At 66.7% G+C, this 25860-nt stretch carries 20 protein-coding genes; 4 read left to right on the top strand and 16 right to left on the bottom strand.

What is annotated here, in order from left to right:
* Positions 1 to 18: 18 nt before the first annotated feature.
* Positions 19 to 984 (bottom strand): DUF2268 domain-containing putative Zn-dependent protease, encoded by a 966-nt coding sequence (locus tag ACXI0D_RS15875; protein WP_014037711.1) that lies wholly within the window; start codon positions 982 to 984, stop codon positions 19 to 21.
* A gap of 138 nt (positions 985 to 1122) precedes the next feature.
* Between ACXI0D_RS15875 and ACXI0D_RS15870 the strand changes: the two genes are divergently transcribed.
* Complete coding sequence (locus ACXI0D_RS15870; RefSeq protein WP_101765748.1) at positions 1123 to 2106, top strand: hypothetical protein; 984 nt, start codon at positions 1123 to 1125, stop codon at positions 2104 to 2106.
* 10 nt (positions 2107 to 2116) lie between these two features.
* Here ACXI0D_RS15870 and ACXI0D_RS15865 read toward each other — a convergent pair whose 3' ends face one another.
* From ACXI0D_RS15865 to ACXI0D_RS15855, 3 genes are all read right to left on the bottom strand, one after another.
* The gene (locus ACXI0D_RS15865) at positions 2117 to 2437 is read right to left on the bottom strand and encodes a hypothetical protein (protein WP_101765749.1); all 321 of its coding nucleotides are present in this window, start codon (positions 2435 to 2437) and stop codon (positions 2117 to 2119) included.
* 190 nt (positions 2438 to 2627) lie between these two features.
* Positions 2628 to 5090: a S9 family peptidase gene (locus ACXI0D_RS15860; RefSeq protein WP_101765750.1), complete on the bottom strand. Its 2463-nt coding sequence runs from the start codon at positions 5088 to 5090 to the stop codon at positions 2628 to 2630.
* A gap of 168 nt (positions 5091 to 5258) precedes the next feature.
* Positions 5259 to 5588 carry a hypothetical protein gene (locus tag ACXI0D_RS15855; RefSeq protein ID WP_049443219.1) on the bottom strand — a complete coding sequence of 110 codons (330 nt, stop codon included), beginning with the start codon at positions 5586 to 5588 and terminating at the stop codon, positions 5259 to 5261.
* 456 nt (positions 5589 to 6044) lie between these two features.
* On the opposite strand from ACXI0D_RS15855, the gene ACXI0D_RS15850 reads away from it, so the two are divergent.
* Both ACXI0D_RS15850 and ACXI0D_RS15845 read left to right on the top strand, forming a co-directional pair.
* Positions 6045 to 6821 (top strand): HipA family kinase, encoded by a 777-nt coding sequence (locus ACXI0D_RS15850; protein ID WP_021202746.1) that lies wholly within the window; start codon positions 6045 to 6047, stop codon positions 6819 to 6821.
* Positions 6799 to 7191 carry a DUF3037 domain-containing protein gene (locus ACXI0D_RS15845; protein WP_049443217.1) on the top strand — a complete coding sequence of 131 codons (393 nt, stop codon included), beginning with the start codon at positions 6799 to 6801 and terminating at the stop codon, positions 7189 to 7191. Before ACXI0D_RS15850 ends, ACXI0D_RS15845 begins: the two co-directional genes overlap by 23 nt.
* Before the next feature lie 16 nt (positions 7192 to 7207).
* Here the strand turns inward: ACXI0D_RS15845 and ACXI0D_RS15840 are convergent, their stop codons facing one another.
* The 3 genes from ACXI0D_RS15840 to ACXI0D_RS15830 form a co-directional block, all read right to left on the bottom strand.
* Positions 7208 to 8638 (bottom strand): serine hydrolase domain-containing protein, encoded by a 1431-nt coding sequence (locus ACXI0D_RS15840; protein ID WP_101765751.1) that lies wholly within the window; start codon positions 8636 to 8638, stop codon positions 7208 to 7210.
* Between the two features lie 63 nt (positions 8639 to 8701).
* On the bottom strand, positions 8702 to 9154 hold the full coding sequence (locus tag ACXI0D_RS15835) for a DUF4952 domain-containing protein (protein WP_479642784.1): 453 nt from the start codon (positions 9152 to 9154) through the stop codon (positions 8702 to 8704).
* A 108-nt stretch (positions 9155 to 9262) separates the two neighbouring features.
* Positions 9263 to 10168: a LysR substrate-binding domain-containing protein gene (locus ACXI0D_RS15830; RefSeq protein ID WP_049443215.1), complete on the bottom strand. Its 906-nt coding sequence runs from the start codon at positions 10166 to 10168 to the stop codon at positions 9263 to 9265.
* Positions 10169 to 10286: 118 nt separating this feature from the next.
* Here ACXI0D_RS15830 and ACXI0D_RS15825 point away from each other — a divergent pair, with 118 nt between their 5' ends.
* Positions 10287 to 11276: a zinc-dependent alcohol dehydrogenase family protein gene (locus ACXI0D_RS15825; RefSeq protein WP_119006486.1), complete on the top strand. Its 990-nt coding sequence runs from the start codon at positions 10287 to 10289 to the stop codon at positions 11274 to 11276.
* Positions 11277 to 11327: 51 nt separating this feature from the next.
* Here the strand turns inward: ACXI0D_RS15825 and ACXI0D_RS15820 are convergent, their stop codons facing one another.
* The 9 genes from ACXI0D_RS15820 to ligA form a co-directional block, all read right to left on the bottom strand.
* The gene (locus ACXI0D_RS15820) at positions 11328 to 12959 is read right to left on the bottom strand and encodes a peptidoglycan-binding protein (protein ID WP_432592526.1); all 1632 of its coding nucleotides are present in this window, start codon (positions 12957 to 12959) and stop codon (positions 11328 to 11330) included.
* Between the two features lie 47 nt (positions 12960 to 13006).
* Complete coding sequence (locus tag ACXI0D_RS15815) at positions 13007 to 14095, bottom strand: lysozyme inhibitor LprI family protein (RefSeq protein ID WP_479642783.1); 1089 nt, start codon at positions 14093 to 14095, stop codon at positions 13007 to 13009.
* Between the two features lie 126 nt (positions 14096 to 14221).
* A complete protein-coding gene (locus tag ACXI0D_RS15810; RefSeq protein ID WP_479642782.1) occupies positions 14222 to 16750 on the bottom strand; it encodes a membrane-bound PQQ-dependent dehydrogenase, glucose/quinate/shikimate family in 2529 nt (842 codons plus the stop codon).
* A gap of 131 nt (positions 16751 to 16881) precedes the next feature.
* Entirely contained in the window at positions 16882 to 19602 is a 2721-nt protein-coding gene (gene gyrA / locus ACXI0D_RS15805) for a DNA gyrase subunit A (RefSeq protein ID WP_479642781.1), read from the bottom strand.
* 217 nt (positions 19603 to 19819) lie between these two features.
* Entirely contained in the window at positions 19820 to 20884 is a 1065-nt protein-coding gene (mtnA, locus tag ACXI0D_RS15800; RefSeq protein ID WP_101765757.1) for an S-methyl-5-thioribose-1-phosphate isomerase, read from the bottom strand.
* Between the two features lie 47 nt (positions 20885 to 20931).
* Positions 20932 to 21660, bottom strand: a complete 729-nt coding sequence (locus tag ACXI0D_RS15795) for a DUF3011 domain-containing protein (RefSeq protein ID WP_049443208.1) — start codon at positions 21658 to 21660, stop codon at positions 20932 to 20934.
* A 138-nt stretch (positions 21661 to 21798) separates the two neighbouring features.
* Positions 21799 to 22755: an EF-P lysine aminoacylase EpmA gene (gene epmA, locus ACXI0D_RS15790; protein WP_479642780.1), complete on the bottom strand. Its 957-nt coding sequence runs from the start codon at positions 22753 to 22755 to the stop codon at positions 21799 to 21801.
* Positions 22752 to 23237, bottom strand: a complete 486-nt coding sequence (locus tag ACXI0D_RS15785) for a GNAT family N-acetyltransferase (RefSeq protein ID WP_458219928.1) — start codon at positions 23235 to 23237, stop codon at positions 22752 to 22754. Before ACXI0D_RS15785 ends, epmA begins: the two co-directional genes overlap by 4 nt.
* A 49-nt stretch (positions 23238 to 23286) precedes the next feature.
* Positions 23287 to 25758 (bottom strand): NAD-dependent DNA ligase LigA, encoded by a 2472-nt coding sequence (gene ligA / locus ACXI0D_RS15780; protein ID WP_479643102.1) that lies wholly within the window; start codon positions 25756 to 25758, stop codon positions 23287 to 23289.
* Positions 25759 to 25860: the final 102 nt, after the last annotated feature.

The raw sequence follows: 25860 nt of genomic DNA, 5'->3' as shown, positions 1-25860 counted from the left end.
TAGCGCGTGGCCCCGCGCCTAGCGTGCCGCCGACCGTGCCGCCACGCCGGTCACCTTGGCCGGCATCCACATGCCTGGCGTCCAGCCGCTGGCGGCGAGGATCGCCTTCGGGTTGTCCTGCTGGATCAGCGCACGTACCGCATCGCGCTTGTCCCTGGCCTGCAGGTAATAGGCCTTGGCGATGCGGTAGCCCACCCAGTAGCCCAGGTCGTAAGGCTCCTGCGAGCCCGGCTTGTAGTTGTACAGCCACGGCGACAGATCGGTGCTGTCCACATCCAACGCGAAGGCGCTTTCGATATGCACCTCCCGGCCACGGGTCCAGGCGGCGTGCCGGCCGTTGCCGACGTTGCCGGAAATCAGTTCGGCGATGAACTCGGCAATGCCTTCGCCCAGCGAAACACGCAGCACCGTCGCATGCGGGTCGCCCGGCTCGAAATCGGTCAGGCCGGTCTGCTGGATGTGCACGTACTCGTGCGCGATCACGTGCACGAAGCGGTCCTGCACATTGGGATTCATGAAATCGGCTGCGCACAGCGCTTCCAGGCCGATGATCACGCCGCTCTTCGAGGTCAGCCCGACCGGCCGGCCACGGCCGACCGCGATGGTCACCGGCGGAAACGTGGCCTGCGGGTAGATCGCCTGCAGATTGGCGAACACCTGCACCAGGCGCTGCTTCACCGCCGGCAGCTCCGCAAGGCAAGCGCGGCCCTGCGCATACACTTCGGGCTGGCTGGCAATGGCCTCGGCAATACGCTCGGGCGTGACCCGTCGCGCCTTCGCCAATTCACCCAGGCCCGTACTGCCTTCGGCCAGGTAACCGGCCAACTGGGCGACGCTGGGCTTGCCGCCGGTACTGTCGTAGAGCGCGTAGAAGCGGCTGGCATCGGTGGTGAGGATCTGCGGCCCCGGCGGGGTACCCGCCGACGCCACGCCGACCGCCCCGGCACAGGCCAGGGCAAGCAGGCAACGCAGGAAACTGGACATCGCTCCGTCCTTGGTGGAGTGCATGCGAAGCGCGCAATCTACCACTCCGCCCCAGCTACCGCAGCGGGCATATGCAGGCCCTTCGGGGCTGTGCCAGACTCACTCTGGCACCTGCCATGGATGATGGAGCACCGCACGATGATGATCGTTCCCGCGTACTGGGCCGAAGCCCGCCTGCAGGCCCGTTTCCGTGGCCGGCCGGTGGTCGTGCGCCGCTTCGGCTGGTCCGACGAGGGACCTGCCCAAGCCCAGGCCCACGCCGACGCACGTGCCCATGAAGCCCTCAACGCCATCATCGCCGGGCAGGTGCTGCCGCGTCGCGAAGTGCGCAGCAACTACGGTGTGGAGGGCGTACCGATCCGCGAGCAGATCGTGCAGCGCGACGGCGATGTCATCATCACCCGCAACAGCTATGGCGCGCTGTGCCTCAACAGCCCCGACGTGCTGTTTGCCGACATCGACCATGCGCAGCCGCCGGCCGGATGCGTGATACCGGCCATCGTCGCTGCGGCCGTGCTGCTTGCCGGCGCCATCATCGGCACCGTGCTCTGGCATTGGCTGGTGGGCCTGGTACTGGGCGTGGCGGCAGTGCTGCTGGCCAACGCGGCACTGCTGATGCGGCGGAAGCAGCGCCTGGCCGCTGCCGGTGGTGCTGAAGGGCTTGCGCTGAAGCGCGTGGACGCCTTCAGCGAACAGCATCCCGATTGGCACCTGCGGGCCTACCGCACACCGGCGGGGCTGCGCGTGCTGGCGATGCATGCCACGTTCTCACCTGAGGACGAGCAGCTGCAGGCATTCTTCAAGGCACTGGGCACCGACACCCTGTACGCGCGCATGTGCCGGCTGCAGCATTGCTTCCGTGCGCGACTGACACCGAAGCCGTGGCGCGTTGGCCTGAAGTACCGCATCCGGCCGCCGGTGGCCGCGTGGTCAGCCGAACAGGCCAACAATCCGGATCGACTGGCCTGGATTGCCGAGTATGAAAAGAAGAGTGCCGGCTTCGCGGCCTGTGCCTATCTGCGCAGCTTCGGCGACACTTCCCGGGTGCATGCCAAGGCGGAGCATGTGCGCGAACTGCACGATCGCCTGTCGCACGCGCAGGACCGCCTACCGCTGGCGTGAGGGCGGATGCTCAGTCAGCGCCCTGCACGAACGGCTGCCCTGCCAGGGTAGTGCCCAGCCGCACCGCGATCTGCTGCCCGCCCTTCTCGAAGGTCGTTGCGCACTGCTTTCCGCCCTTCTGGCATCCGACTTCCGGAAAGCCCTCAAGTGACTCGGGGGCGCCCTGTGCCGGACTCGCCTGCCACCCTGCTGCATCCATCAGGCGCTTGGCCTTGGCATAGGGCATGCCGGCAACAATGCCCAGCTGCGCCAGTTCGGTGGGCAACGGCTGGGAATATGCAGTCGAGACCAAGGCCAACGACAGCATTGCAGCAAGGAGGATGGCTTTCATTGCACCGACCTGGAACGAGCACACGGCCTCAGCCTAGCCCATTTGCATGACGCGGGAATGTGCCGGTAACACGTCGTTACCGAGTCTCCACAGTTGATTGCAGAGCGCTTGCCTCTGTTTACATGCGAACAGCATGGGCTCGGCTCTACAGGAGGCAGGAAGGCCGCCCGAAGGCGGCCTTCCCGTTGCCTTACTTGGCGTTTTTCACGTAGGTGTCGAACCAGTTCAGCATCTCCGACACCAGCTGCTCGTTCGATTCCAGCGCGGTGTACCAGTGCGGTTCGTTCGGAAGCATCACCAGGCGGGTGGTGCCGCCGTTGCCACGAATGGCCTGGTACAGCTTGCGCGACTGGAACGGTTCGGTACCCGGGTTGGCGTCATCCTCACCGTGGACCAGCAGCAGCGGCAGCTTGATCTTGTCGGCATAGAAGAACGGCGAGGCCTTCAGGTACACGTCCTGCGCCTGCCATACCGAGCGACGCTCGTTCTGGAAGCCGAACGGGGTAAAGGTCTTGTTGTACGAACCGCTGGTCGCCACACCGGCCTTGAACAGGTTGGTGTGCGCGATCAGGTTGGCGGTCATCAGGCCGCCGTGGCTGTGACCGGTCACGCCGATGCGGTTGCGGTCGACCACGCCCATGTCCACGGCCTTGTCCACCGCCGCCTTGGCGTCGGCTTCCAACTGCTCCAGGTAGGTGTCGTAAGCGTTCTTCGGGTCACCCACGATCGGGAACGAGGCATTGTCGATGATCGCGTAGCCGGCCAGCAGCATCAGGCGGTAGGGCTGCAGGCGGGTGAAGGTCTGCTGCGAACCGGACACCTGCCCCGCCTGCGCGGCGTTGGCGAAGTCGGCCGGGTAGGCATACAGGATCGCCGGCACGCGCTGGCCTTCCTTGTAGCCCGGCGGCGTGTACAGGGTGAACGACAGGTCCACGCCGTCGGCACGCTTGTAGGTCACCAGCTGCTTCTTGATCTGGCGCACTTCCGGGGTCGGGTCGACCAGTTTGGTCAGCGCGGTCGTGGTGGAGGCGAACTGCGCCTCGCCGGCCTTCGCATCGGCCACTGCCTCACCCTGCTGGCGGATGAAGGCGTTCGGCGGATCGATCACCGACTGGTGCCAGGTCAGGTAGCGGCCCGGCGTGTTGCTGAAGCCGAGGAACTGTTCGTAGGCGTCGGCACTGCTACGGAACAGGCGCTCGCTCTTCAGCGTGCCCAGGTCCAGGCGGTCGAGGAACGGACGATCGCCCTGCGGCGAGGCGCCACGGCCGCTGAGGAACACGTGGTTGCCCTCACGGCGCACGACCTGCGCGCCATTCGGCAGGCGGGTGAACACGAGGTTGCCGGGATTGCCGTACAGCTCATCGCTGGACATGTCCCACAGCAGGCGACCTTCCTTCTTCGGCTGGTCCACGTCGACGATGCGGGTCTGCATCCAGTGACGGTTCTCGTCGTTCTCGTACTGGAAGGCCACGGCCGGATCGGCGGTCCACGCGAAGCCTTCAAAGCGCTGCGCGGTGCGGGTGATTTCGGTCGGCTTGCCGTTGAACGGGGCCTTCAGCATCAGCACGCGATCGCGATGCGGCACGTTGACCTTCCAGTCACCCTTGTCCAGCGCTTCGGCGTAGACCAGGGTAGCCGGATCGGTGGCACGCCAGTCGAAACCGCGCGGGCCTTCCGGCACGCCGTGCACCGGCACGCGGTCGGCCAGCGGCAGACTGGCGATCGGCGTGCTGCGGCCGTTGCTGATATCCAGCACTGCCACATCATTGGCGAAGCGCTGGTAGGTCACCGCATGCGAGTACGGTGCCTTGATCGATTCGGTCAGCACATGCACGCCATCGGGCGCGGCGCTGACCTCGTTGAACAGCGCCGGCTGCCCGACCGGGCGCACGCTGCCCGCGGCGGTATCGACCACGGCCAGCTGCGAGGCACCGTAGTAAGCGAACAGCTTTTCGTCATGCACGCTGGTCAGCGTGTCGCGGGCCTCGTAGGTGCTGCTTTCGCCGCTGCTGCCCAGCGACTCCTGCGCGTCCGGACCGTTCGGCACACCACCATTGGACGGCGCCGGGCCCTGGTTGGCCGGCACCAGCTTCACCAGCAGGTTCTGGCTGCCACCCAGCCACTGCACGGTGTTGCCGAAGATCGGGTTCAGCTGCACGTTCGGCACCTGCTTCACCTGGCCGGTGGCGGCATCGCCCACCCACAGCTGCACGCTGGTATCGACCGCGTTCTGGAAGGCAAAGTGGCTGCCATCGGCCGACCACAGCGCGCCGGTGGCGCAGCCCTGCGGCAGGTTCACCTTGGTTTCCTTGCCACTGCCGATATCAACCAGAGTGAAATCGGCCACGCAGGCCGGAATGCCGTAGCCGCCGGGCGTGTCATGGCGGCTGCGGTTCTTCGGCTCCAGGCGCACGCCGGCCAGCTTCAGGTAAGGCTGGGCCACGCGGCTGATCGACGGGTAGGTCTGCGCGGTGGTCAGCAGCAGGCGCTGCCCACCCGGGGCCACGTTCGGTGCCGGCGGCGGCGGTGCCTTCAGCACCTTGAGCAGGTGTTCCGGCGGCTTCGCGTAATCAGCGAAGGCCGGGCCAGCGGCCAGCAGGCCGACGGTGGCAACGGCAACAGCCGCCGCCAGAGAGGTTCGACGGATCAGCATCCTTATCCCCTGGGTGTGAATGGGTACCCGGAATCGGGCATGGACCCGAATCTAGCACCGCAGGGGTTGGGGTGAATGGGCCGGAAGGGCTAGTGGCCGGATGGGGCAAAGTGGGACACGCCCGGAGAGGCCGGCGATGGGCCGGCATCTGCCAGGCGTGGTCTGTCATCACTGCTGGGCGTGCAGGTCCCAGGCCGTCAGGTAATCGGGGTCGACCACGATCATGCCGCTGTTGCGCATGCGGTATTCGCCTGGCTCGGCCCGCTGGTACTGGTCGAGCATGGGCGGCAGGTAGCGCTCGTGACCATCGTCTTCGTCGGCCAGCACCACGCCTTCGTCGGCACTGATGCGCAGCACGGTGCCCGCGTACTGCTCCAGACCCTGCACCTGGCCGTCGCCACCATAGCGGGTGACACCCACCAGCACGACCTTGCCGATCATTTCCTCGGCCTTCGCATCATCCAGTGGGGGCAGCATGGGATTGAATTCGTCGTTCATCGGAGCACCTCCAAAGCCTGTGGGGATAGCGTGGATTCGGCGGCCCCACGTTGCCAGCGTTGACGGCAACGCAGGGGTCTCTCTTGGGGCGCAAGTACCTGGATCGCAGGACCAACCGGGCAACGCCGGGGCGCGATGCGTGAAAGCTATCTGGGACTGCGGGGATCGCCATCTGCGCCGATGGCGTGACCGTGTCAGGTCAAGGTCAACACCACGCGTTGCGTTGCATACACGGTGAAGCGTGACAGCTGCACTGTAGCGGCATGAGGGCCTCCCGTTGAAGGTCACACGCGGGTGTACTGCTCCGTTGAAACGAATGCTGCCACTCTGCGCGGAAGGAACAAGTGAAGATTGCAGGCGACCTGTAAAAGGTGGTTCGCGCGGTACCCGTTCATTAAGCTGCCGCCCCACCCTAGTGCGGCACGCCTGCCCCGGATGCCACGCTAGAATGCGTCCATGCGCACCGTACATGCCCTCCGCTACATCACCCCCTTGCGGGAAGGTGGCTCCCTGCCGGCCGTGGTCGAGACCGACGACGACGGCATGGCCGTGCTGAAGTTCCGTGGCGCCGGCCAGGGCCCGAAGGCGCTGATCGCCGAGCTGATCGCCGGCGAGATGGCGCGCACGCTGGGCCTGCCGATTCCGGAAATCCTGTTCGTCGAGCTGGACCGCGAGTTCGCCCGCACCGAGCCCGACCCGGAGATCCAGGAGCTGATCCGCGCCAGCGAGGGCCTGAACCTGGGCCTGGACTACCTGCCCGGCGCGATCAACTACGACCCGGCAGCGATGCCGGTGGATGCCGACCTGGCCTCGCGCATCGTCTGGTTCGATGCGTTCACCAGCAACGTCGATCGCACCACGCGCAATCCCAACCTGATGGTGTGGCATCGAAAGCTGTACCTGATCGATCACGGCGCGGCGATGTACTTCCATCACGACTGGGCCAACGCCGGCGATGCCTGCGAGAAGCCCTTCGTGCTGATCCGCGACCACGTGCTGCTGTCGTTCGCCAGCCGCATCGCCGAGGTGGATGCCGAGCTGGCCGCCCGCCTAACCGATGCTGAGATCGAGCGCATCGTCGGCCTGGTGCCGGACAGCTGGCTGGTCAACGAGCCGGCATTCGACAGCCCGCAGGCCTATCGCCAGGGCTACATCGACTATCTCAAGCACCGCCTGAAAGTGCGTGCGGTGTTCGTGCAGGAGGCCATCCGTGCCCACGCTGCACACGTATGACTACGCGGTCATCCGCGTGGTACCGCGGGTGGAACGCGAGGAATTCATCAACGTCGGGGTGATCGTCTCCTGCCCCGGCGCACGCCATCTGGAAGCGGCCATCGAGATTGATCCGGCACGCCTGCACGCGTTCGCGCCGGCGCTGGACCAGGACGCATTGCAGCCGTGGCTGGATGCGATCGTGGCCATCTGCCGCGGCGACGCGACCGCCGGACCAATCGCGCAGCTGCCCGCGCGCGCGCGCTTCCATTTCCTCACCGCCAAGCGCAGCTCGGTCGTGCAGATGTCGAGCACGCATGTCGGCCGCACCGCCGATCCTGCGGGTGTGGTGGAACACCTGATGACGAAGATGGTGCGCGTGCCGGAATGACCGGCACGCGTCACGATCAAAGTGGCACCCGTCGCGCGATGTAATTGACCACATTGCCGATCGCATCCGGATCGACATTGGCCAGCCCGACAATCACATAGCCCTGCGCGGGCAGCACCACGATGGCACTGTTGGAGCCGGGCGCACCGCCTTCATGGCCGTACTGGTGCTCCCTGCCCTCGCCCTGCACCACGAAACCATAGCCGTACCAGCCCTTGTGGTTCTGCGCTGTGGTGGCCTGCTGCAGCAATGCAGGTGAGACCAGTTTTCCGCTTTGCAGCGCCTCGGCGAACTTCATCATGTCGCCTACCGTGCTGTAACCACCACCGGCCGACATGCCGCGCCAGGGCAGCGACTTCGTTTCGCGCATCCATTGCCCATCCTGCTTCGTGTAGGCGACGGCACGCTGTGGCACCGTCACTGTTTCCGGCTCGAAGCCGGTGCCGGCCATGCGGGCCGGACGCAGGATGTGCTCCTCCACATAGGCGTAGTACGACTGCCCGGAAACGGCCTCGATGATGCGCCCAAGCACGATGAAGCCATAGTTGGAATAGCTGTCCTGGCTGCCAGGCGTGAACTGCGGCGGATCCTTGGCGAAGCGCTGCACGTAGTCATCCAGCGTCTTCAGCGAGGCGGAATACTGGTCGAAATCATCCCCGAAGAAATCGCCCAGGCCGCTGGTATGGGTCAACAGCTGGCGAACGGTCACGGCGCCGGCAACGGCCTTGTTCGGATAGTCCGGCAGGTGCATGCCGATCGTATCGTCCAGCCCCAGCTTGCCGGTCTGTACCAGCTGCAGGATGCCCACCGAGGTGAACATCTTGTTGGACGAGGCCAGCCGGAAGCGCGTATCCGCATCCACCGGAATGCCGCCTTCGCGGTTCGCCTCGCCACCGCGCCAGTCCAGCAGCACCTCGCCGTTCCGCGCCACCAGCAGCGCTCCCGACAGCGCGTCCTGCGCCCGCAGCGCCTCCAGTTTTGCTGTGGCATCGGCCATCAGGACAGGCAATGCAACCCGTGCCGGCTTGTACTTGCCCGGCGTTTCAGTGCCCTCGATCTGGAACTGCTTCACGTGCGACGGGTTGTCCGGGTCCATGCCGGCCGTCACCCACATCGCACGTTCGTTCAGCTGACCCATCACCAGCAGCTTCGCCTGGTTGGGCGTGCTCTGGATTGTTTCCAGTACGCGCAGTGGGCCGGTACTCCCGCGGAATTCGAGATAGTCCCCTGGGCTGCTGCCCTCCTTCTTCCCGTAGGTATCGGCGAATGCCTGCAGATCCTCGAGGCTGCCAGCATTGAAGGCCGCCAGCCAGTCATCGATGGCGTCCTGCGCACGTGGATGTGCGCGCTCGGAAGAGGTTGCGCCTACTGCTGGAAAAACCGGGGTAGCCATCAGAACCGAACAGGCCAGCGCATTGCAGAGAAACAAACGTCCAACCGCCTTCATGGCCGTTCCTTTGCGGGATCCCTGGATGCATCCTAGACCAAGGCTGCGTCCGCCGCATCGGCGCTAGGGACTCTGCCGAAATACCTCAACCGTTACATTGAATGCCTCGATGCGATGCCATTCGCTCCGCGCGTGCGGCAGGGATTCCACGCCCATGCCGATCTGGTACCTCACTGCGTCCGGACCTTCGCGCCAGTAATAGGGTTCACCGCTGCTCCAGCCACAGCAGACGTAACGCAACGCTGGCAGGCCGAACGTTGCGTGCAGGAAGGCTTCGACCTTCGCTGCCCCGGCACCCGCAACCCGATAGTGGGCTTCCATCGGCTTGATGTAGGACGCATCGTCCTGGCTGCAGCCGATGTATTCCAGTCCCGCTGGTTTCCGCCCCATTGCCTGCAGGAAGTCCTGGCAGACCATGTCAGGTCGGGCCAGGCCGTCGGCACGGCCGTGCGCCTCCCACTCCTCCAGTGCCTGTGCTGGACTTTCGGCAGCCAGCAAACCGGTGGTGAACAGCAATGCAGGCAGTACTGGCAGCATGAAACGCGCGAGACGTTCCGGCCATGGAGGCGACATGAGGATGCGATCCTTCGCGGTTGATGGAAACCATGCTAACCGATGGTCGCGCTATCGCCGTGCCATGGTCTGTTCGTTGAACCACGCCACGCAGAAGTCGAGGAAGCTGCGCAGCTTGGGTGTCAGCTGGCGATCGCGTGGATACACCAGGTTGATCCAGGTCGACACCGGCACGTACGCCGGCAGCACCTCCACCAGTTCACCACGCGCCATCGCTCCAGCCAGCATTTCGTGCGGTTGCAGGATCAGCCCCAGCCCTCCGATGGCGGCGGTCAGCAGCGGCTCGGCCTGATTGACCATGAAGCGGCTGGACACCGGCACGGTCAGCACGCTGCCATCGGTGTCGCGGAAACTCCAGCGCGTGCGGATGATCGAATGTGCGAATCCCAGGCACTCGTGTCGGCTCAGATCGGTCGGATGGGTAATGGCCGGACGTGCAGCGAGATAACCCGGCGACGCACACAGCGCCAGCGGATACGGCCCCAACCGTCGCGCCACCAACCCGCTGTCGGCCAGATCGCCGGTGCGGAACACCAGATCAAAGCCGTCCTCAACGATATCCACCAGGCTGTTGGACAGGTTCAGATCGACCTGCACGTCCGGGTACTGCTGCAGGTAGGCCACCACCGCCGGTCCCAGTGCATGCACGCCGAAGGTGACCGGTGCGCTGATGCGCAGGCGCCCCATCGGCCGCCCACGCGCCACTTCAGCCAGCTGCTCGGCCGCCTCCACTTCTTCCAGGATCACCCGCGCCCGCGCCAGGTAGGCCTGGCCGAAGTCGGTCAGGCTCTGCTTGCGCGTGGTACGGTTGAGCAGGCGTACGCCCAGGTGGTGTTCCAGCGACTGCACGTGTTTGCCGACCAGCTGCGGCGACAGGTCCAGCGCGTCGGCAGCAGCGGCGAAGGAGCCGACCTCGGCCACTTTGACGAACGTACGCAGGGGAGCGATCAGGTCCATTGCAAACAATTGTTTTTTAATGAAACGCCAGATTACCCCTTATTCTGGATGCAGGCCACGCGCACAGTAGCCCTCACCTTTCCGCCGGCCCCTGCGCCGGCCTTGTCCAGGAGCCCCCATGAGCCAGGTTGTCCGCATCCACGAATACGGCAATGCCGATGTACTGCGCATCGACGACATCGACGTTCCCGCCCCCGCCACCGACGAAGTCCAGATCCGGGTCAAGGCCATCGGCTTGAACCGCGCCGAGGTGATGTTCCGCAACGGCGCCTATCTGCAGGAGGCGCAGTTCCCCAGCCGGCTGGGCTACGAAGCGGCCGGCGTGGTCGAAGCCATCGGCAGTGCGGCGAGTGGATTCACCGTGGGCGATGCGGTCAGCGTGGTGCCGCCGCTGGATATCGCGCGCTGGGGCACCTATGGCGAGCTGGCCAACGTGCCGGCACGACTGGTGGTCAAGCACCCGCAGGCACTGGAATTTGAAACGGCCGCCGCAGTGTGGATGCAGTACGTCACCGCCTGGGGTGCGCTGCTGGAGCAGGCCCGCCTGTCCGCCGGGGATTTCGTCATCATCACCGCTGCCAGCAGTAGTGTCGGCCTGGCCGCGATCCAGATCGCCAACGCGGTGGGCGCCACGCCGATCGCGGTAACGCGTGGCCCGGGCAAGCGTCAGGCCCTGCTCGATGCTGGTGCCGCCCATGTCATCGCCACCGAGGAGCAGGACCTGTCAGCCGAAGTGGCGCGCATCACCGGCGGTGCCGGTGCCCGCGTGGTGTTCGATCCGATCGGTGGCCCGCAGTTCGTGCCGCTGACCGAGGCGATGGCGCGTGGCGGCATCCTGCTGGAGTACGGCGCGCTGAGCAACGAACCCACCCCGTTCCCGTTGTTCAACGTGCTGGGCAAGTCGCTGACGCTGAAGGGCTACCTGTACTCGGAAATCGTCTCCGACGATGCCGCACTGGCACGTGCCAAGGCGTTCATCGTCGATGGCCTGGACAAGGGCACGCTGGCACCGAAGATCGCCAGGGTGTTCCCGTTCGCGCAGATCCAGGACGCACACCGTTACCTGGAATCGAACGAGCAGATCGGCAAGGTGGTGGTGACGCTGTAATCCCCTGGGCGGCAGCGACAGGCCCACAACGGGCACGTCGCTGCCGCAGGCTCAGGCCATTGAAGGCCCGCGGCTCTCATGCTGGCGGCTGTCGAGGGCGAGCTGGTGCTCGCGCTGCCGGTTGTCACCGGCCAGATCATTCACGGTCTGCTCCATCGAGCGCGCGGGCTGCGCCGTATCCACGCTGGCGCGCTCACCTGGAATCAACCCGGCAACCCACAGGCGATCTCCGGCCATCATCACCCGGTCGACGCGCCCGGCATCGTCGATGCCATTGCGCTTGGATTCCAGCACCGCCTGCATCACGTGCTCGTCGCCGATGGTGCCAGGTGCCCCCTGGCGGATGCGCTCGAACAGCGCGGCGTCCCTGGGCGACAGCGATTCCACGCCATTGGGCTGCGGTGCGGGCTCCGGCGTGGCCGGACCAGCGACCGGTGGATTCGCCGCCGCCTGCTGCCGCGCCTGCACCTGCTCCGGCTGGAACTCCGCCCGCGTATAGGGCGGGCGCTGCGGCGGCCAGTTCTCCGCACGGTCGAACTCGGTGGTCGGCGCATGCTCGCGTGCGACGGCGGCATCATTCAACTGCCGGCGCGCATCCGCGTCGATGACGCCGCCGGGGCGCAGCGGCAGGCCATAGTCCTGCTGGAAGTTGCGCATGGCCGCCTGCATGCCGGTATCAAACGTGCGCGCATCGCGCTCGACACGTGGGTTCGGTTCGGTCAGGTACCCCAACGCCTCCAGCTGCCGGCGCATTTCGAACACCGGCTCGCCCTTCTCACCGGGCCCAAGGTTGCCGTCGGCCAGCGGGCCGGTCAGGTCGGTCACCGTCCGGCGCTTGAAGTCCGGATCGACCGCCAGCGTGTCGCTGCGCATGCGTTCCAGCAGCGCATCGTCGATGCGGCCATTGGCCGGGCTGATTCCCCGCTCGGTCTGGAAGCGGCGCACGGCCTGCTCGGTGGAGGCGCCAAAATCACCGTCGGGCTTGATCGCGGCATTGGCGTTGTTGCGGATGTCCAACCGCTGCAGGTACTGCTGCGCTTCCAACACCTGCTGGTTGGCGTCACCCCGGTGCAGGTCCATCGCCCCGGCGGGCGCCTGGAAAGTCGGCACCGGCATCTGGAAGCCTGGCTGCTGCACACGCTGGACCAGGCCGGCGACCTGGGATTCCCATCCGGTGGCCAGCGTGGCGATGGCGTCCGGATAGGGACTGCCGTTGATCAGCTCACCGCCATTGACCGAGGCCCGCGCCTGCCGGTAGTCGGCATGGTTGGCGTTGACGTTGTCGGACAGCCGCGCACCGAACATGCCATCGCGCATCCCCACCACCAGCACCTTGGTGGCGATTTCCGCCTGGGCAGCCCGTTCCGGATGCTCGACCAGCTCGCGGCCCATCCCCAGTGCCTCGCCCAGCCGCTCGTAGTTGTTGACGTGGGTAAGGTGGGCAAAGCCCCGGCCGAAATACTCCTCGCCGCCGAAGTAGCGCAGATCCACCGCCTGCTTCCTGCCCCAGTCTTCCTCGGGCGCGGCGAAATCACGCGATTCGTGCTGCGCCGTGGCCAGCACATAGGCAATCTGCCGATGGTCGGTAATGCCGTTGTCGATGCAGGTGCGCACGATCATCTCGACCGACTGGTCCCGGGTCAGGCCGAAGCCCACCCCACCTTTTCCATAGCCTTCGCTCATCCTTCAGCTCTCCAGTTCCGGAACGCATCCGTTCGTCAGGGGACGGCCTACTTCAGCAGGTCCGATTCGGTAGGGGCCTCGCCCCTGCAGGTGTCATAGCGGCGCTGCAGCAGCGTGCGTGGCTCGGTTCCGCGCAGCTGGATGACCTTGTCCTCACGCTCGCACGGGCTGACCTTCGCACGCAGCACGAACCGCCCATTGTCGATATGGTCGATCTCGCGCCCACCGATGGCCGCTTCCAATGCCTTGGCACGCACATAGCGGTTGCCCTTGGCATCGAACAGATAGAACGCATGCACCGGTACGTTGTAGACACCGTTGTTGTCCTGCCATACCTGCAGGTCCGGCACGCCATCGCCATTGAAATCCGAAGCGGTCAGCAGCACGGCGGCCGCCCCCTGGGCATCGGCACCAGCGCGGGTCAGGCGCGGCTGCGCGCCCGTGACCGCCACGTTGCGCCCACCACGGGTCACGCTCATGCTGCGCACCCGGCAGGTCGTCACGTTGTCGGTGCCGCCGCAATCGGCCACCTGGAAAACCACCTGCAGTGCAGGCGTGATCCTGCCCTCGCCGGGCCGCAGGACGATCCTGCCCTGCTCGTCGGGTGCGGCATCGGCGGTGTGCACAGCGGCCTGCGCCGGCGCCGGGGCCGCCTTGGCTTCCGCCACCAGCGCCGCCGCACCACCGCCCTGCAACTGGCGGGCACGCAGCAGGGTCATGTGCGTGCGGCACTGCTGTGCATCCAGCTGGGCAACGGCCGTGCCACCCTCCGGGCAGCGGCTGTCGCGCTGGCGCAGCCATTGCCGCTGCAGGTCGCGCAGCACCTGCTGGTCACTGGCCGTCAGCGCGGAGCGCGCCGCGCTATAGGCGGCGTTGAGCGCATCGTCGTGCACCTTGAACTCAGCGTCGGCACAACGACGCCGGGCGTCCAGCGCGTTGCCCGCGGCCGCCATGCAGGGCGCATGGGCAGGGCTCAGATAGCGCGCATCGCCCGCGATCAGTTCGGCACCACTGGGCACCTTGCGTACGGCGGGCTGGGGTGACGCCTGCGCGCTTGCCCCCATGCACGGGCCAAGCAGAAGCAGTCCTGCCAGCAACCGGGTGGCGCGCCCCGGCAGGCGTTCAGAGTTCAGCATGCGATTCCTTCCCTGGGGGCTTTGACCGGCCCCGTCCTGTTCCGATGATGGATGCTGCCCGCTCACCAGCGCAACTTCAGCGACAGCGGTCACAGCCCCCGCATGCCGTGTTCAGGCCGGCAGCCGCTATTTCGGCAGGGCGAAGGCCATCACGTAATCGCCGTTCGGGGTTTCCATGAAATGGTGGCCGCCAGCCATGATCACCACGTACTGGCGCCCGCCCTGCGCGTATACCATCGGCGTGGCCTGGCCGCCGGCAGGCAACTTGGCGTGCCACAGCTCCTTGCCGGTCTTCAGGTCGATGGCACGCAGCAGGTCATCGGTCGCGGCGGCGATGAAGATCAGTCCGCTGGCAGTCACCACCGAACCGCCATTGTTCGGCGTGCCGATCTCGATCGGCAGGCCGGACCGGATGCCGAACGGCCCATTGCCGCGCGCACTGCCGAACGGCCGATCCCACAGCAGCTTGCCGGTGCGCAGATCGATGGCCCGGATGCCACCATAGGGCGGCTGCTTGCACAGCAGACCGGTGAACGGCAGGCGCCAACCGGCATTCACCTGGATGGCGTAGGGTGTGCCCACCTGGGGGTCGCCCGCGCCCTCAGCGCCGCCCTTGTCGAACCGGATCTTCTCGCGTGGCAGCCAGCCCAGCCGGTCGGCCTCGGCACGTGGCACCAGCCGGTTGTAGTTGGGCATGTCGTTGTAGTTGGCCACGATCACGCCGCGGCGCGTATCGATGGACACGCTGCCCCAGTCCGAGCCGCCGTTGTAGCCGGGGTATTCGATGGAATGGCGATCACTGCTCGGCGGCGTGTAGAAGCCTTCGTAATAGGCCTTGCGGAACTGGATGCGGCAGATCAGCTGATCGATCGGGGTGATGCCCCACATGTCGCGCTCGGTCAGGTCATGCTCGCGGCGCAGCGTGTGGTACAGCGAGAACAACTGCGTGGGCGAGCGCTGTTCCGGTTCGACACCACCGACCGGCACCTTGCGCTCTTCGGCGGCGGTCAGCAGCTGGCCGTTGCGGCGGTCGAGGATATAGAGATCACCCTGCTTGGTCGGCAGCAGGAGCGCCGGCACCTTGCCCGCCGCCGTCGGGTAGTCGATCAGGCTGGCCTGCGAACCCAGGTCGTAATCCCACACATCCTTGCGCACGGCCTGGAAATGCCAGGCCGGCTTGCCGGTGGCCACATCGATCGCCACCAGCGACGTCGCATAGCGGTTCTGGTTTTCCGTGCGTGAGCCACTCCAGTAATCGCCCGCGGAATTGCCCAGCGGCAGATAGACCAGCCCCAGCGCCTCATCACCGGTCGCGGTGGTCCACATGTTCGGCGTGCCGCGCGTGTAGGTCTGCTCATGCGGCGGCAGGCCGCTGCGCTCGGGCTGGTCCATGTCCCATGCCCAGCGCAGCTTGCCGGTGATCGCGTCGTAGGCCTGGATCACGCCCGATGGCGCATCGCGGCGCTGTCCATCCAGCACCTGGTGGCCGGTGACGATCACCCCGCGCACGATGGCCGGTGGCGAGGTGATCGACACGTATCCAGGGGGCACCTCGCCCATGCCCAGGGTGATGTCGACCTGGCCGTTGTTGCCGAAATTCGCGCACGGACGGCCGCTGTCCGCATCGACCGCGATGATGCGCCCGTCCAGCGTGCCTTCGATGATGCGCGCCCAGCATGCCGGACGACTGCCCGGTGCAGCACTGCGGGTGGTACTGGGTGGCGGTTCCGGCAACGCCAGATCAGCAGCGACATCGGCCAATGCCGCATCGGCGAAGGTCGGCGTGGCCGGCTGCTCGTAGTAGCTCACGCCGCGGCAGGCGGCGGTGTACGGAATCGAAGCGTCCCTCACCTTCGGATCGAACCGCCACACTTCCTTGCCGCTGGCCGCATCAAGTGCGATCAGGCGGTTGCGGGCGGTGCACAGGTACAGGCGGCCGCCGATCTTCAGCGGCGTGGTTTCCGCACCCCAGCGCTTCTTCGGCATATCGCCGGTGCGGAACTGCCAGGCCGGCTGCAGCGTGGCCACGTTGGCCGGGGTGATCTGCTGCAGCGGCGAATAGCGGGTGGCGGCATTGCTGCGGCCCCACGCGGGCCAGTCCCCCTCGGCAGGCTGGTCAGCGGGCTGCAGGCCGGTGGTGTCGCGCGTGGGTTCCAGCCCGGCGCTGGCCGCGCCTTCCGGGAACGGCTGGTGCCCGTCCACTTCGCCATGCGGCGCGAACGCCAATCCGAAGGCAGCCACGAACACCAGCATCAGCACGCCGGCCACGCTGCGCGACAGGCGCCGGGAGACCGGTTGGTGGAGGGTCGGCGCCAGCAGCGCCAGCACGATGCCGAGCGCGGTCACCAGCCCAAGCCGCGGTACCCAGCGCCAGTAGTCGCTGCCCGATTCCCACCAGGTCCACAGCAGCGTGCCGACGAACACCAGCGCGTACAGCAGCGCGCCGCTGCGGCGGTTGCCGAACAACAGGATGCCACTGACCAGCAGGCCGAGCCCGGCAATGGCGTAGTACGCCGAGCCGCCCAGGCTGAGCAGCCACGCGCCGAGCCCGCCGATGAGCAGGCCGAGCACGATCAGCAGCAGCGACAGCACGGTGACCAGGGGATGCCGGAAGGCGCGGACGGGAGCAGGAGCAGACGGCGGCGTGGCGGACATCGTCGATCTCCGGGGGCAGCATGCGCCGTTATCCCACCACCGACGTGAAGCGCGCGCGTATGTGCCGCATCCGGATACGACGACGCCGGCACAGGGCCGGCGTCGTCGGGTACCTCAGGCTCGCGGCAGGATCACTCCTGTGCGGCGTCCTCGCTGCTGGCAGCCGCCGGGGCGCTATCGGTCGTGGCCGTGGCCGGGGCAGCCACAGCCACCTCGTCCTCGTCCTCGTCGATCGAGGCATCCATGCGCTCCACCGCCTGCAGCTTCTCGTCCTTGGACAGGCGGATCAGGGTCACGCCCTGGGTGTTGCGGCCGACGCGGCTGATTTCCGAGCCACGCGTACGCACCAGGGTGCCGCCATCGGAGATCAGCAGGACTTCGTCGCCCGACCCCATCAGCACTGCGGCGACCAGCTTGCCGTTGCGCTCGGTGGTCTGGATGCCGATCACGCCCTGCGTACCACGGCCCTTGCGCGGGTAGTCCGGCAGCGGGGTGCGCTTGCCGTAGCCGTTCTCGGTGGCGGTGAGGATGTACTGCACGCTGGCGTCATCGGCGCCGTCGATCACCGCATCGCCATTGGCGACGGCTTCCTCGACACCGTTGTCGTCCTCGTTCTCGTCCTCGATGCCACCGGCACTTTCGGCCACGATCAGGCTGACCACTTCCTCGCCGGCCGGCATCTTGATGCCGCGCACGCCGGTGGCGGTACGGCCCATCGAGCGGACCTTGTCTTCACCGAAGCGCACGGTCTTGCCGTTGGAGGCGAACAGCAGGATGTCACGCTCGCCATCGGTCAGGCCAACGCCGACCAGCGCATCGCCCTCGTCGAGGTTGATCGCGATCTTGCCGCGGGCCAGGCGGAAGGCGAACTCGCTCAGCGGGGTCTTCTTGACCGTACCGTTCTTCGTGGCGAAGAACACGAACTGGCCGTCGGCGTACTCACGCACCGGCAGCACGGCCTGCACGCGTTCGCCCGGCTCCAGCGGGATCCAGTTGATGATGGGACGGCCGCGGGCGTTGGAACCGGCTTCGGGCAGCTGGTAGACCGGCAGCCAGAACACCTTGCCCGAGCTGGTGAAGGTCAGCAGCGTATCGTGCGTGTTGACCAGCCACAGCTGTTCGATGAAATCCTCTTCCTTGGTCGCCGCCGCACTGCGGCCACGGCCACCACGGCGCTGTGCGCGGTACACGCTTACCGGCTGCCGCTTAACGTAGCCGGCATGCGACACGGTGACGACCACGTCTTCCGGCGCGATCAGGTCGAGGATGTCCAGGTCTTCTTCGCTGTGGCGGATTTCGGTACGACGTTCGTCGCCGAATTCGGCCTTGACGTTGACCAGCTCCTCGCGGATCACCTGCAGCAGGCGGTCGGGATCTTCCAGGATGTGGATCAGCCCGGCGATCACTTCCAGCAGCTGCTTGTACTCGTCGGTCAGGCGGTCCTGCTCCAGCCCGGTCAGGCGGTGCAGGCGCATCTCCAGGATCTGGGTGGCCTGGATCTCGGTCAGCTGGTAGCCGCCCTCGATCAGGCCCACGCCCTTGGGCAGGTCTTCCGGACGCGAGGCTTCGGCACCGGCCGCGCCCAGCATCGCACCGACCAGGCCCGGCTCCCACACGCGCGCCAGCATGCGCTCGCGGGCTTCGTTCGGGTTCGGCGAGGTCTTGATCAGTTCGATCATCTCGTCGATGTTGGCCAGCGCAACGGTCAGGCCTTCCAGCACGTGGGCACGGGCGCGCGCCTTGCGCAGCTCGAACACGGTGCGGCGGGTGACCACTTCGCGACGGTGGCGGACGAACGCCTCCAGCATCTGCTTGAGGTTCATCAACTGCGGGCGGCCATCGACCAGCGCCACCATGTTGATGCCGAACACCGATTCCATCTGCGTCTGCTGGTACAGGTTGTTCAGCACAACCTCGGCAGATTCACCGCGCTTGATCTCGATGTAGATGCGCATGCCGTCCTTGTCGGACTCATCGCGCAGCTCGCTGATGCCTTCGATCTTCTTTTCCTTGACCAGCTCGGCGATCTTCTCGATCAGACGCGCCTTGTTCACCTGGTAAGGAATTTCAGTGACGATGATCGATTCGCGGCCGTTGTCGGCCACTTCGATATCGGCCTTGGCACGGATGCGCACGCGGCCACGGCCGGTGCGGTAGCCGGCAACGATGCCGGCGGTGCCATTGATGATGCCGGCAGTCGGGAAGTCCGGGCCCGGGATGTACTCCATCAGGCCGTCGACATCGATGTCCGGGTTGTCGATCAGCGCGATGCAGGCGTTGATCGATTCACTCAGGTTGTGCGGCGGAATGTTGGTCGCCATGCCCACCGCGATACCGGCCGAACCATTGACCAGCAGGTTCGGGAACCGGGTCGGCATGACCGTCGGCTCCAGTTCCTTCTCATCGTAGTTGGGCTGGAAATCGACGGTTTCCTTGTCGATGTCCGCCATCAGCTCATGCGCCAGGCGCGACATGCGCGCCTCGGTGTATCGCATCGCTGCAGCGGAGTCGCCGTCGATCGAACCGAAGTTACCCTGGCCGTCGACCAGCATGTAGCGCAGCGAGAACGGCTGTGCCAGACGCACCAGCGTGTCGTACACCGACTGATCGCCATGCGGGTGGTACTTACCGATGACGTCACCGACGATACGCGCCGACTTGAAGTAGGGCTTGTTGCTGTGCGCGTTGAGTTCGTTCATCGCGTACAGCACGCGGCGATGCACCGGCTTGAGGCCGTCGCGCGCATCCGGCAGCGCGCGGCCCACGATCACGCTCATGGCGTAATCGAGGTAGCTCTTGCGCATCTCGTCTTCCAGGTTGACCTGGATGATTTCCTTGGCGGTTTCTGCCATTCGGGTTCCGTTGTCTGGTAGCGGTCCAGTCCGGCGCAGCCCTCTGCGGGAGGGGGTCGTGCCGGAACCTCGATTCAACCTGTGGATACTACCACAACAGGCCGTTTTCCGCCTCCCTTTACGGGGATTTTACCGGCACAAATCAGGAACTTAGGGGGTTGCCGGCCAGCGGCCGGCACTATCGGGGGCGGAGGTCACGCCGCCCCTCCCCTGCGCTTCAACCGCCGAAGGCGGCGCGCATGTTCTCGGCGGTCGGGTTCAGGATGACCCCGCGCTCGGTCACGATGGCGTCGATCAACTCGCCCGGGGTGACGTCGAACACCGGGTTCCAGGCGGCAATGCCCTCGGCGACGGTACGGGTGCCACCCACGCCGTACAGCTCACCCGGGTCGCGCTGCTCGATCTCGATCTGGCTGCCGTCCACGGTCTCCATGTCCACGGTCGAGGACGGTGCCACCACCATGAACCTGACACCGTGGTGGCGGGCGGCGATGGCCAGCTGGTAGGTGCCGATCTTGTTGGCGGTATCGCCATTGGCGCAGATGCGGTCCGCGCCCACGATCACCCATTGCACGGCACCGGTCTTCATCAGGTGCGAGGCGGCGGAATCGGCAATCAGGGTGGCATCGATGCCATCCTGTTGCAGCTCCCACACGGTCAGGCGTGCACCCTGCAGCCACGGCCGGGTCTCGCCGGCGAACACGCGGGCGATGCGATGCTGGGCCATGCCGGCGCGGATCACGCCCAGCGCGGTACCGAAGCCTGCAGTGGCCAGCGAGCCGGTATTGCAGTGGGTCAGCACGCCACTGCCGGCCTCGATCAGGCCCGCGCCCAGTGCGCCCATGTGGCGGTTGGCGGCCAGGTCTTCCTCGGCGATGGCCTGCGCTTCCGATTCCAGCAACGCCTTCCAATCGGCGCCAGCGGCGTTCAGGCAACGGCGCATGCGTGCCAGCGCCCAGGCCAGGTTGACCGCAGTCGGCCGCGATGCGTTGAGGCGCTGCAGGGCCGGTTCCAGCTGCTGCAGGGCGTGCGCACCATCAGCGGCCTGCACCGCGCGTGCAGCCAGCACGACACCCCAGGCAGCAGCAATGCCGATCGCCGGCGCGCCACGCACGGTCAACGCGTGGATCGCGCTGGCAACCTCGTCGCTGTCATGACAGACCACGTGCTCGACCACGAACGGCAGCTTGCGCTGGTCCAGCAGTTGCAGGGCATCGCCGGTCCACAGGATCGGGCGGATGTGGTCGTAACGGGCGTAGTCGATGTCAGGGGCAGTGTTCATGGCCCCATTGTAGGGCCACGCCCGGCAGGGTTGGAGACTGCCGGGGCTCAATTCACCGAGAATTCGGCGCGGCAGCCGCCGTCCACCCAGATCCCGTTGCGGTTCCAGCCCCAGGTGCTGCCTTCCTCGCAGGGCGTGCTGGACAGCTGCTCGGAGACCACGGCGCCAACGGAGATGCTGGCACCGCAGAAACGCCGCTTCTTCGACTTCGATTCGCAGGTCAGGCGGCGCGGCATGTCGACGAAGCGGCCATCGTCATCGGCCACCTCGAAATCGCCCTGGCAGCCACGACTGGTCCAGACTTCATTGCGCTTGTAGCCCCAGCCCTGCCCTTCGCGGCACGGCAGTACCGACAACTGGCGCAGCAGGCGCACCGGCGCGCCATCGAGTCGTACCGGGCAACTCTGCGGACGGCCATTGGATTCACAGCGCACCACGCGGCGCACCAGGCGCTTGCCTTCGTTCGCTGCCGGTGCGGCACCCGCGGCACGGCGCGCGCGGAACTCGGCACGGCAGCCCAGGGTGACCCACACGCCACTACGGTCGGTGCCCCACTCGCTGCCACGGATGCAGCTGTTGCTGGACAGCTGGCGCACCAGATCAACGCCGTTGGCGACCTCGATATCGCAGTGCACCCAGCCCATGTCGCGTGATTCGCAGGTCACCACTTCGTCGTCGTAGCCCACCTGCTGGGCCGACGCCGGCGACGGCAGCCAGGCACCCCAGAGCGCAATGGAGTACACCGGTGCAGCGACAACCGCGAACCACTTGACCAAAGCCTTCCCCAGCAGGAATGGATGAACTGCATGCCAGTGTCCGGCATTGGCCGTGATAAGAGCATCATCCTGCTTACCGACGCAAGCGCACAGAACCCGCGTTTCGTTCAGCCTGCGATGTTCAGCAACACGCGAGCGTCACGCGTGGGCGAAGTCATAGGCCAACACGTCGGCGATGCGCGGCGTGCGGTTCATCGCCATCAGCAGCCTGTCCACGCCCACCGCCACACCCGCGCAGGCCGGCATCGAGGGCAGCGCAGCCAGCAATGCTTCGTCCAGCGCCGGCTGCACCTGGCCGCGTTCGTGTCGGCGCTGCAGGTCACGCTGAAAGCGCGTGCGCTGCTCCTGGGCGTCGTTCAGTTCGTGATAGCCGTTGGCCAGCTCCACCGCGCCCAGATACAGCTCGAAGCGCTCGGCCAGCGGCGGCGTGCCGGCACGGATGCGGGCCAGCGCGGCCTGGCTGGCCGGCCAGTCATGTACCACGGTCATGACCCCGTCATCGAACTGCGGCTGGATGTGGTGGGTCATCAACAGGTCCAGCCAGTCATCGCGGGTCAACCCGACCGGGTCGATGTGCACGTCGCCAAGCGCAGCACGCAGCGCGGCTTCGTCGGCCTCGAACGGATCCACGCCCACGTGCTGCTGGAACAGCTCGCGGTAACTCAGCACACGCAGCGTTGCACGGCGTCCGACCAGGGCCAGCGCCTGGCCGACCAGCTCGGCGGTCTCCTGCACCAACCGGTGGTGGTCCCAGCCGACCCGATACCACTCCAGCATGGTGAATTCCGGGTTGTGGCGGCCACCGGCCTCGCCGTTGCGGAACACTCTGCCCAGTTCGTAGCAATCGCCCACGCCGGCCGCCAGCAGGCGCTTGAGCGGATACTCCGGCGAGGTGCGCAGCCACCGACGACGGCCACCGGCATCGACATGGCCGGTGAAATCGGTATGGAAGCTGTCGATGTTCGGCTCGGTGTTGCCTGCCACCGACAGGATCGGCGTTTCCACCTCCAGTACGTCGCGCTCGGCGAAGAAGCGGCGTACCAGCGCATTGAGCGCGGCACGCTGCTGCAGCGCGCGCAGCAGGCCCTCGCTCACAGGATGCCCTCCGGGCGCGGATGGTCGAGCGGCAGGGTCAGCAGATCGCGCGTGTCGTCGATGTAGCCGCTGGCCAGGTACAGGCGGCGGGCCAGTTCGTTGTGGTGGTTCACTTCCAGGCGCAGTCGGCTGACGCCACGCCCGCGAGCGCGCTGTTCACAGATGGCCAGCGCCTGCTTGCCGCGACCACGACCGCGCGCGCGATGGCTCAGGTACAACTCGTCCAGCAGCATGAAATGGCCGCCCTGCTCCAGGCTGAAGCCCATCGCGATCACCGCGTAGCCAACCACCTCGCCCGCCTCGTCCAGCCACAGCAGCACTTCGCCATTGCGCGGATCGGCCAGCAGCGCATCCACGCCGCCACGCACGCGCGCGTCATCGAAGTCGATCCTGTCTTCGGCGTAGAACTCACGCATCAGCTCGATCAACAGTTCTTCGTCGGCACGGGTGGCCAGGCGGAAATCCAGCGGGGCGGTCTGCATCGGTGTTCCTTTGTGTTTCATGCCGGGCGCCAGGCACCCGGCGGGGTCATCATTCGTGTTCGGCGAGGTAGGCCAGCAGGCGGTCTTCGTCCCACACCGGCACGCCCAGCGATTGCGCCTTGTCCAGCTTGGAGCCGGCCTCGGTACCGGCCACCACGAAGCTGGTCTTCTTCGACACGCTGCCGGAAACCTTGGCACCCAGCGCTTCCAGGCGTTCCTTGGCGGCATCGCGGGTGAGCTGGGCCAGGGTGCCGGTCAGCACCACGGTCTGCCCATCCAGCGGGCCGGCCACGATCTCGGCCAGCGCCGGCGCCTTGGCCAGGATCTGCTGCATCGCCTTCTCGGCCGCCAGCAGCATCGCGCCATGGCCATCGGCATCGAGCCAGTCGGCCAGACCGCGCGCAGTGTCGTCCGGCAGGCCGGCGTTGACGAACTGGCCATGCTCGGCATCCAGCACCGCCTGAGCGCCCGGCAACGCAGCCGCCAGTTTCTCCGCACGCAGGCGGGTAATGCCGGGGATTTCCGATTCAACCAGCAGCTGCGCCAGATCCAGGCCTTCGCGCAGCTTGGCGCTGGGCGCGTGCACATCGCTGATGCGCACTTGCCCGACCTGCAGCAGGTCATCGATGGCCTGCTGGTTGCCCTGCTGCTCGAAGAAATGGCCGAGGGAACGCGCAACTTCGCCACCGATGTCCGGCACACGCTTGAACAACGGCCACGGCAGGTGGCGGATCAGCTCCAGGTCACCGAACCACTGCGCCAGCGCCTTGGCCGTGCTCTCACCGACGTGCTCGATGCCAAGCGCGAACAGCAGGCGCTCCAGCGTGGCCGCACGACTGGCGTCGATTGCCGCGATCAGGTTGTGGGCCCATTTGGTGGCGATCTTCTTCGTGTTCCATTCGAAGCTGGCCGGCTGCGCCAGCGCCTGCGCGCGCCACGCCGGATCGTTGCCATCCAGCTTGAGCACCGCATTGAGCACCGCGCCGCTGCCTTCGGCCGGCAGGTGCAGCTTCAGCGCGGCGGCCAGTGCGGAAGGGTCCTCGGCATCCAGCACCAGCTTCAGGTGCAGCAGCTGGTCGCGGTTGAGCCGGTACAGATCAGCCACGCTCCTGACGATGCCGGCGTCGACCAGGGTTTCGATGTACTTGTCGCCGAGGCCGTCGATATCCATCGCACGACGCGAAGCGAAATGGGCAATCGCCTCCTTGCGCTGCGCCGGGCAGGACAGTTCACCCGAACAGCGCCATGCGGCGGCACCTTCCTCGCGCACGATTTCCGAGCCGCACACCGGGCAGCGCGTCGGCATCTGCCAGGGCGAGGTGCCCTGCGGGCGGCGGTCGAGGATGACGCTGACCACTTCTGGAATCACGTCGCCCGCACGGCGCACGATCACGCTGTCACCCACGCGCACATCGAGGCGCGCGATCTGATCGGCGTTGTGCAGCGTGGCGTTGGACACGATCACGCCGGCCACAGCCACCGGCGCCAGCCGTGCGACCGGTGTCGCGGCACCGGTGCGGCCGATCTGGATCTCGATCGCTTCCACCGTGGTGCTCTGTTCCTGTGCCGGGAACTTGTGCGCGATGGCCCAGCGCGGCGCGCGCGAGACGAAGCCCATGGCCTGCTGGCCGGCGCGGTCATCCAGCTTGTAGACCACGCCATCGATATCGAACGGCAGGCCGTCGCGGCGCTCGCCGATGTCACGGTAGTAGCCGAGCAGGCCGTCGGTGCCTTCCACCACCTTGCACAACTCGCTGACCGGAAAGCCCCAGGCACCGAGCTGGGCCAGCGTGCCCGAATGGGTGTCCGGCAGCTCGCCGCCCTGCACTTCGCCGGTGCCGTAGGCGAAGAAACTGAGCCTGCGCTGCGCACTGATCTTCGGATCGAGCTGGCGCAGTGAACCGGCTGCCGCGTTGCGCGGGTTGGCCAGCACCTTGCCGCCCTGCTGGCGCGCACGCTCGTTGTAGGCCTCGAAGTCGGCGCGGGCCATGTAGACCTCGCCACGCACCTCCAGCACGTCGGGCCAGTCCTTGCCGTGCAGGCGCTTGGGAACATCGCCGATCTCACGCAGGTTGGCGGTCACGTCCTCGCCGGTACTGCCATCACCGCGGGTTGCGCCGAGTACGAAATGACCGTCCTCGTAGCGCAGGCTGATCGCCAGGCCGTCCATCTTCGGCTCGGCCGAGAACCGCAGGCTGCGACGGCCCAGGCGCTCATCGATGCGGCGCACGAAGTCGGCCACTTCCTCATCGCTGAAGGCATTGGACAGCGACAGCATCGGCACCGCGTGGCGCACTTCGGGGAAGCGGCCGGACGGGCGCGCACCGACCTGCTGGGTCGGGCTGTCCGCACGGGCCAGTTCCGGGTGCTCGCGCTCCAGCGCTTCCAGCTCGCGCACCATCCGGTCGTAGTCGACGTCGGGGATCTCCGGCGCATCCAGCTCGTGGTAGGCGCGGTTGGCCTGGGCGATCTGCCGGCGAAGGTCTTCGGCGCGTTCGGCGGGGCTGGGGCTCATCGGGATCCGGTGGTTCTGGGATGGCCGGGGATTCTACCGCGCCCGGCCGTCAGGCCCTGTAACGCCGCCGCCTTTCGTAGCGTCGAGCTTGCTCGACTGGCACTCCCC

The organism is Stenotrophomonas sp. C9D9 (assembly GCF_056491205.1).
Note: the sequence above shows the minus strand (reverse complement) of the source record. Positions and strands in the feature narration are given on the sequence as shown.

Bases quoted from the DNA above. Each gene is read 5' to 3' on its own strand.
- ACXI0D_RS15830 (WP_049443215.1), bottom strand. From the start codon at position 10,168: ATGGACCTGATCGCTCCCCTGCGTACGTTCGTCAAAGTGGCCGAGGTC.
- ACXI0D_RS15785 (WP_458219928.1), bottom strand. From the start codon at position 23,237: ATGCAGACCGCCCCGCTGGATTTCCGCCTGGCCACCCGTGCCGACGAA.
- ACXI0D_RS15825 (WP_119006486.1), top strand. From the start codon at position 10,287: ATGAGCCAGGTTGTCCGCATCCACGAATACGGCAATGCCGATGTACTG.
- ACXI0D_RS15810 (WP_479642782.1), bottom strand. From the start codon at position 16,750: ATGTCCGCCACGCCGCCGTCTGCTCCTGCTCCCGTCCGCGCCTTCCGG.
- ACXI0D_RS15875 (WP_014037711.1), bottom strand. From the start codon at position 984: ATGTCCAGTTTCCTGCGTTGCCTGCTTGCCCTGGCCTGTGCCGGGGCG.
- gyrA (WP_479642781.1), bottom strand. From the start codon at position 19,602: ATGGCAGAAACCGCCAAGGAAATCATCCAGGTCAACCTGGAAGACGAG.
- mtnA (WP_101765757.1), bottom strand. From the start codon at position 20,884: ATGAACACTGCCCCTGACATCGACTACGCCCGTTACGACCACATCCGC.
- ACXI0D_RS15865 (WP_101765749.1), bottom strand. From the start codon at position 2,437: ATGAAAGCCATCCTCCTTGCTGCAATGCTGTCGTTGGCCTTGGTCTCG.
- ACXI0D_RS15850 (WP_021202746.1), top strand. From the start codon at position 6,045: ATGCGCACCGTACATGCCCTCCGCTACATCACCCCCTTGCGGGAAGGT.
- ACXI0D_RS15815 (WP_479642783.1), bottom strand. From the start codon at position 14,095: ATGCTGAACTCTGAACGCCTGCCGGGGCGCGCCACCCGGTTGCTGGCA.
- ACXI0D_RS15870 (WP_101765748.1), top strand. From the start codon at position 1,123: ATGATGATCGTTCCCGCGTACTGGGCCGAAGCCCGCCTGCAGGCCCGT.
- ACXI0D_RS15820 (WP_432592526.1), bottom strand. From the start codon at position 12,959: ATGAGCGAAGGCTATGGAAAAGGTGGGGTGGGCTTCGGCCTGACCCGG.
- ACXI0D_RS15860 (WP_101765750.1), bottom strand. From the start codon at position 5,090: ATGCTGATCCGTCGAACCTCTCTGGCGGCGGCTGTTGCCGTTGCCACC.
- ACXI0D_RS15840 (WP_101765751.1), bottom strand. From the start codon at position 8,638: ATGAAGGCGGTTGGACGTTTGTTTCTCTGCAATGCGCTGGCCTGTTCG.
- ACXI0D_RS15855 (WP_049443219.1), bottom strand. From the start codon at position 5,588: ATGAACGACGAATTCAATCCCATGCTGCCCCCACTGGATGATGCGAAG.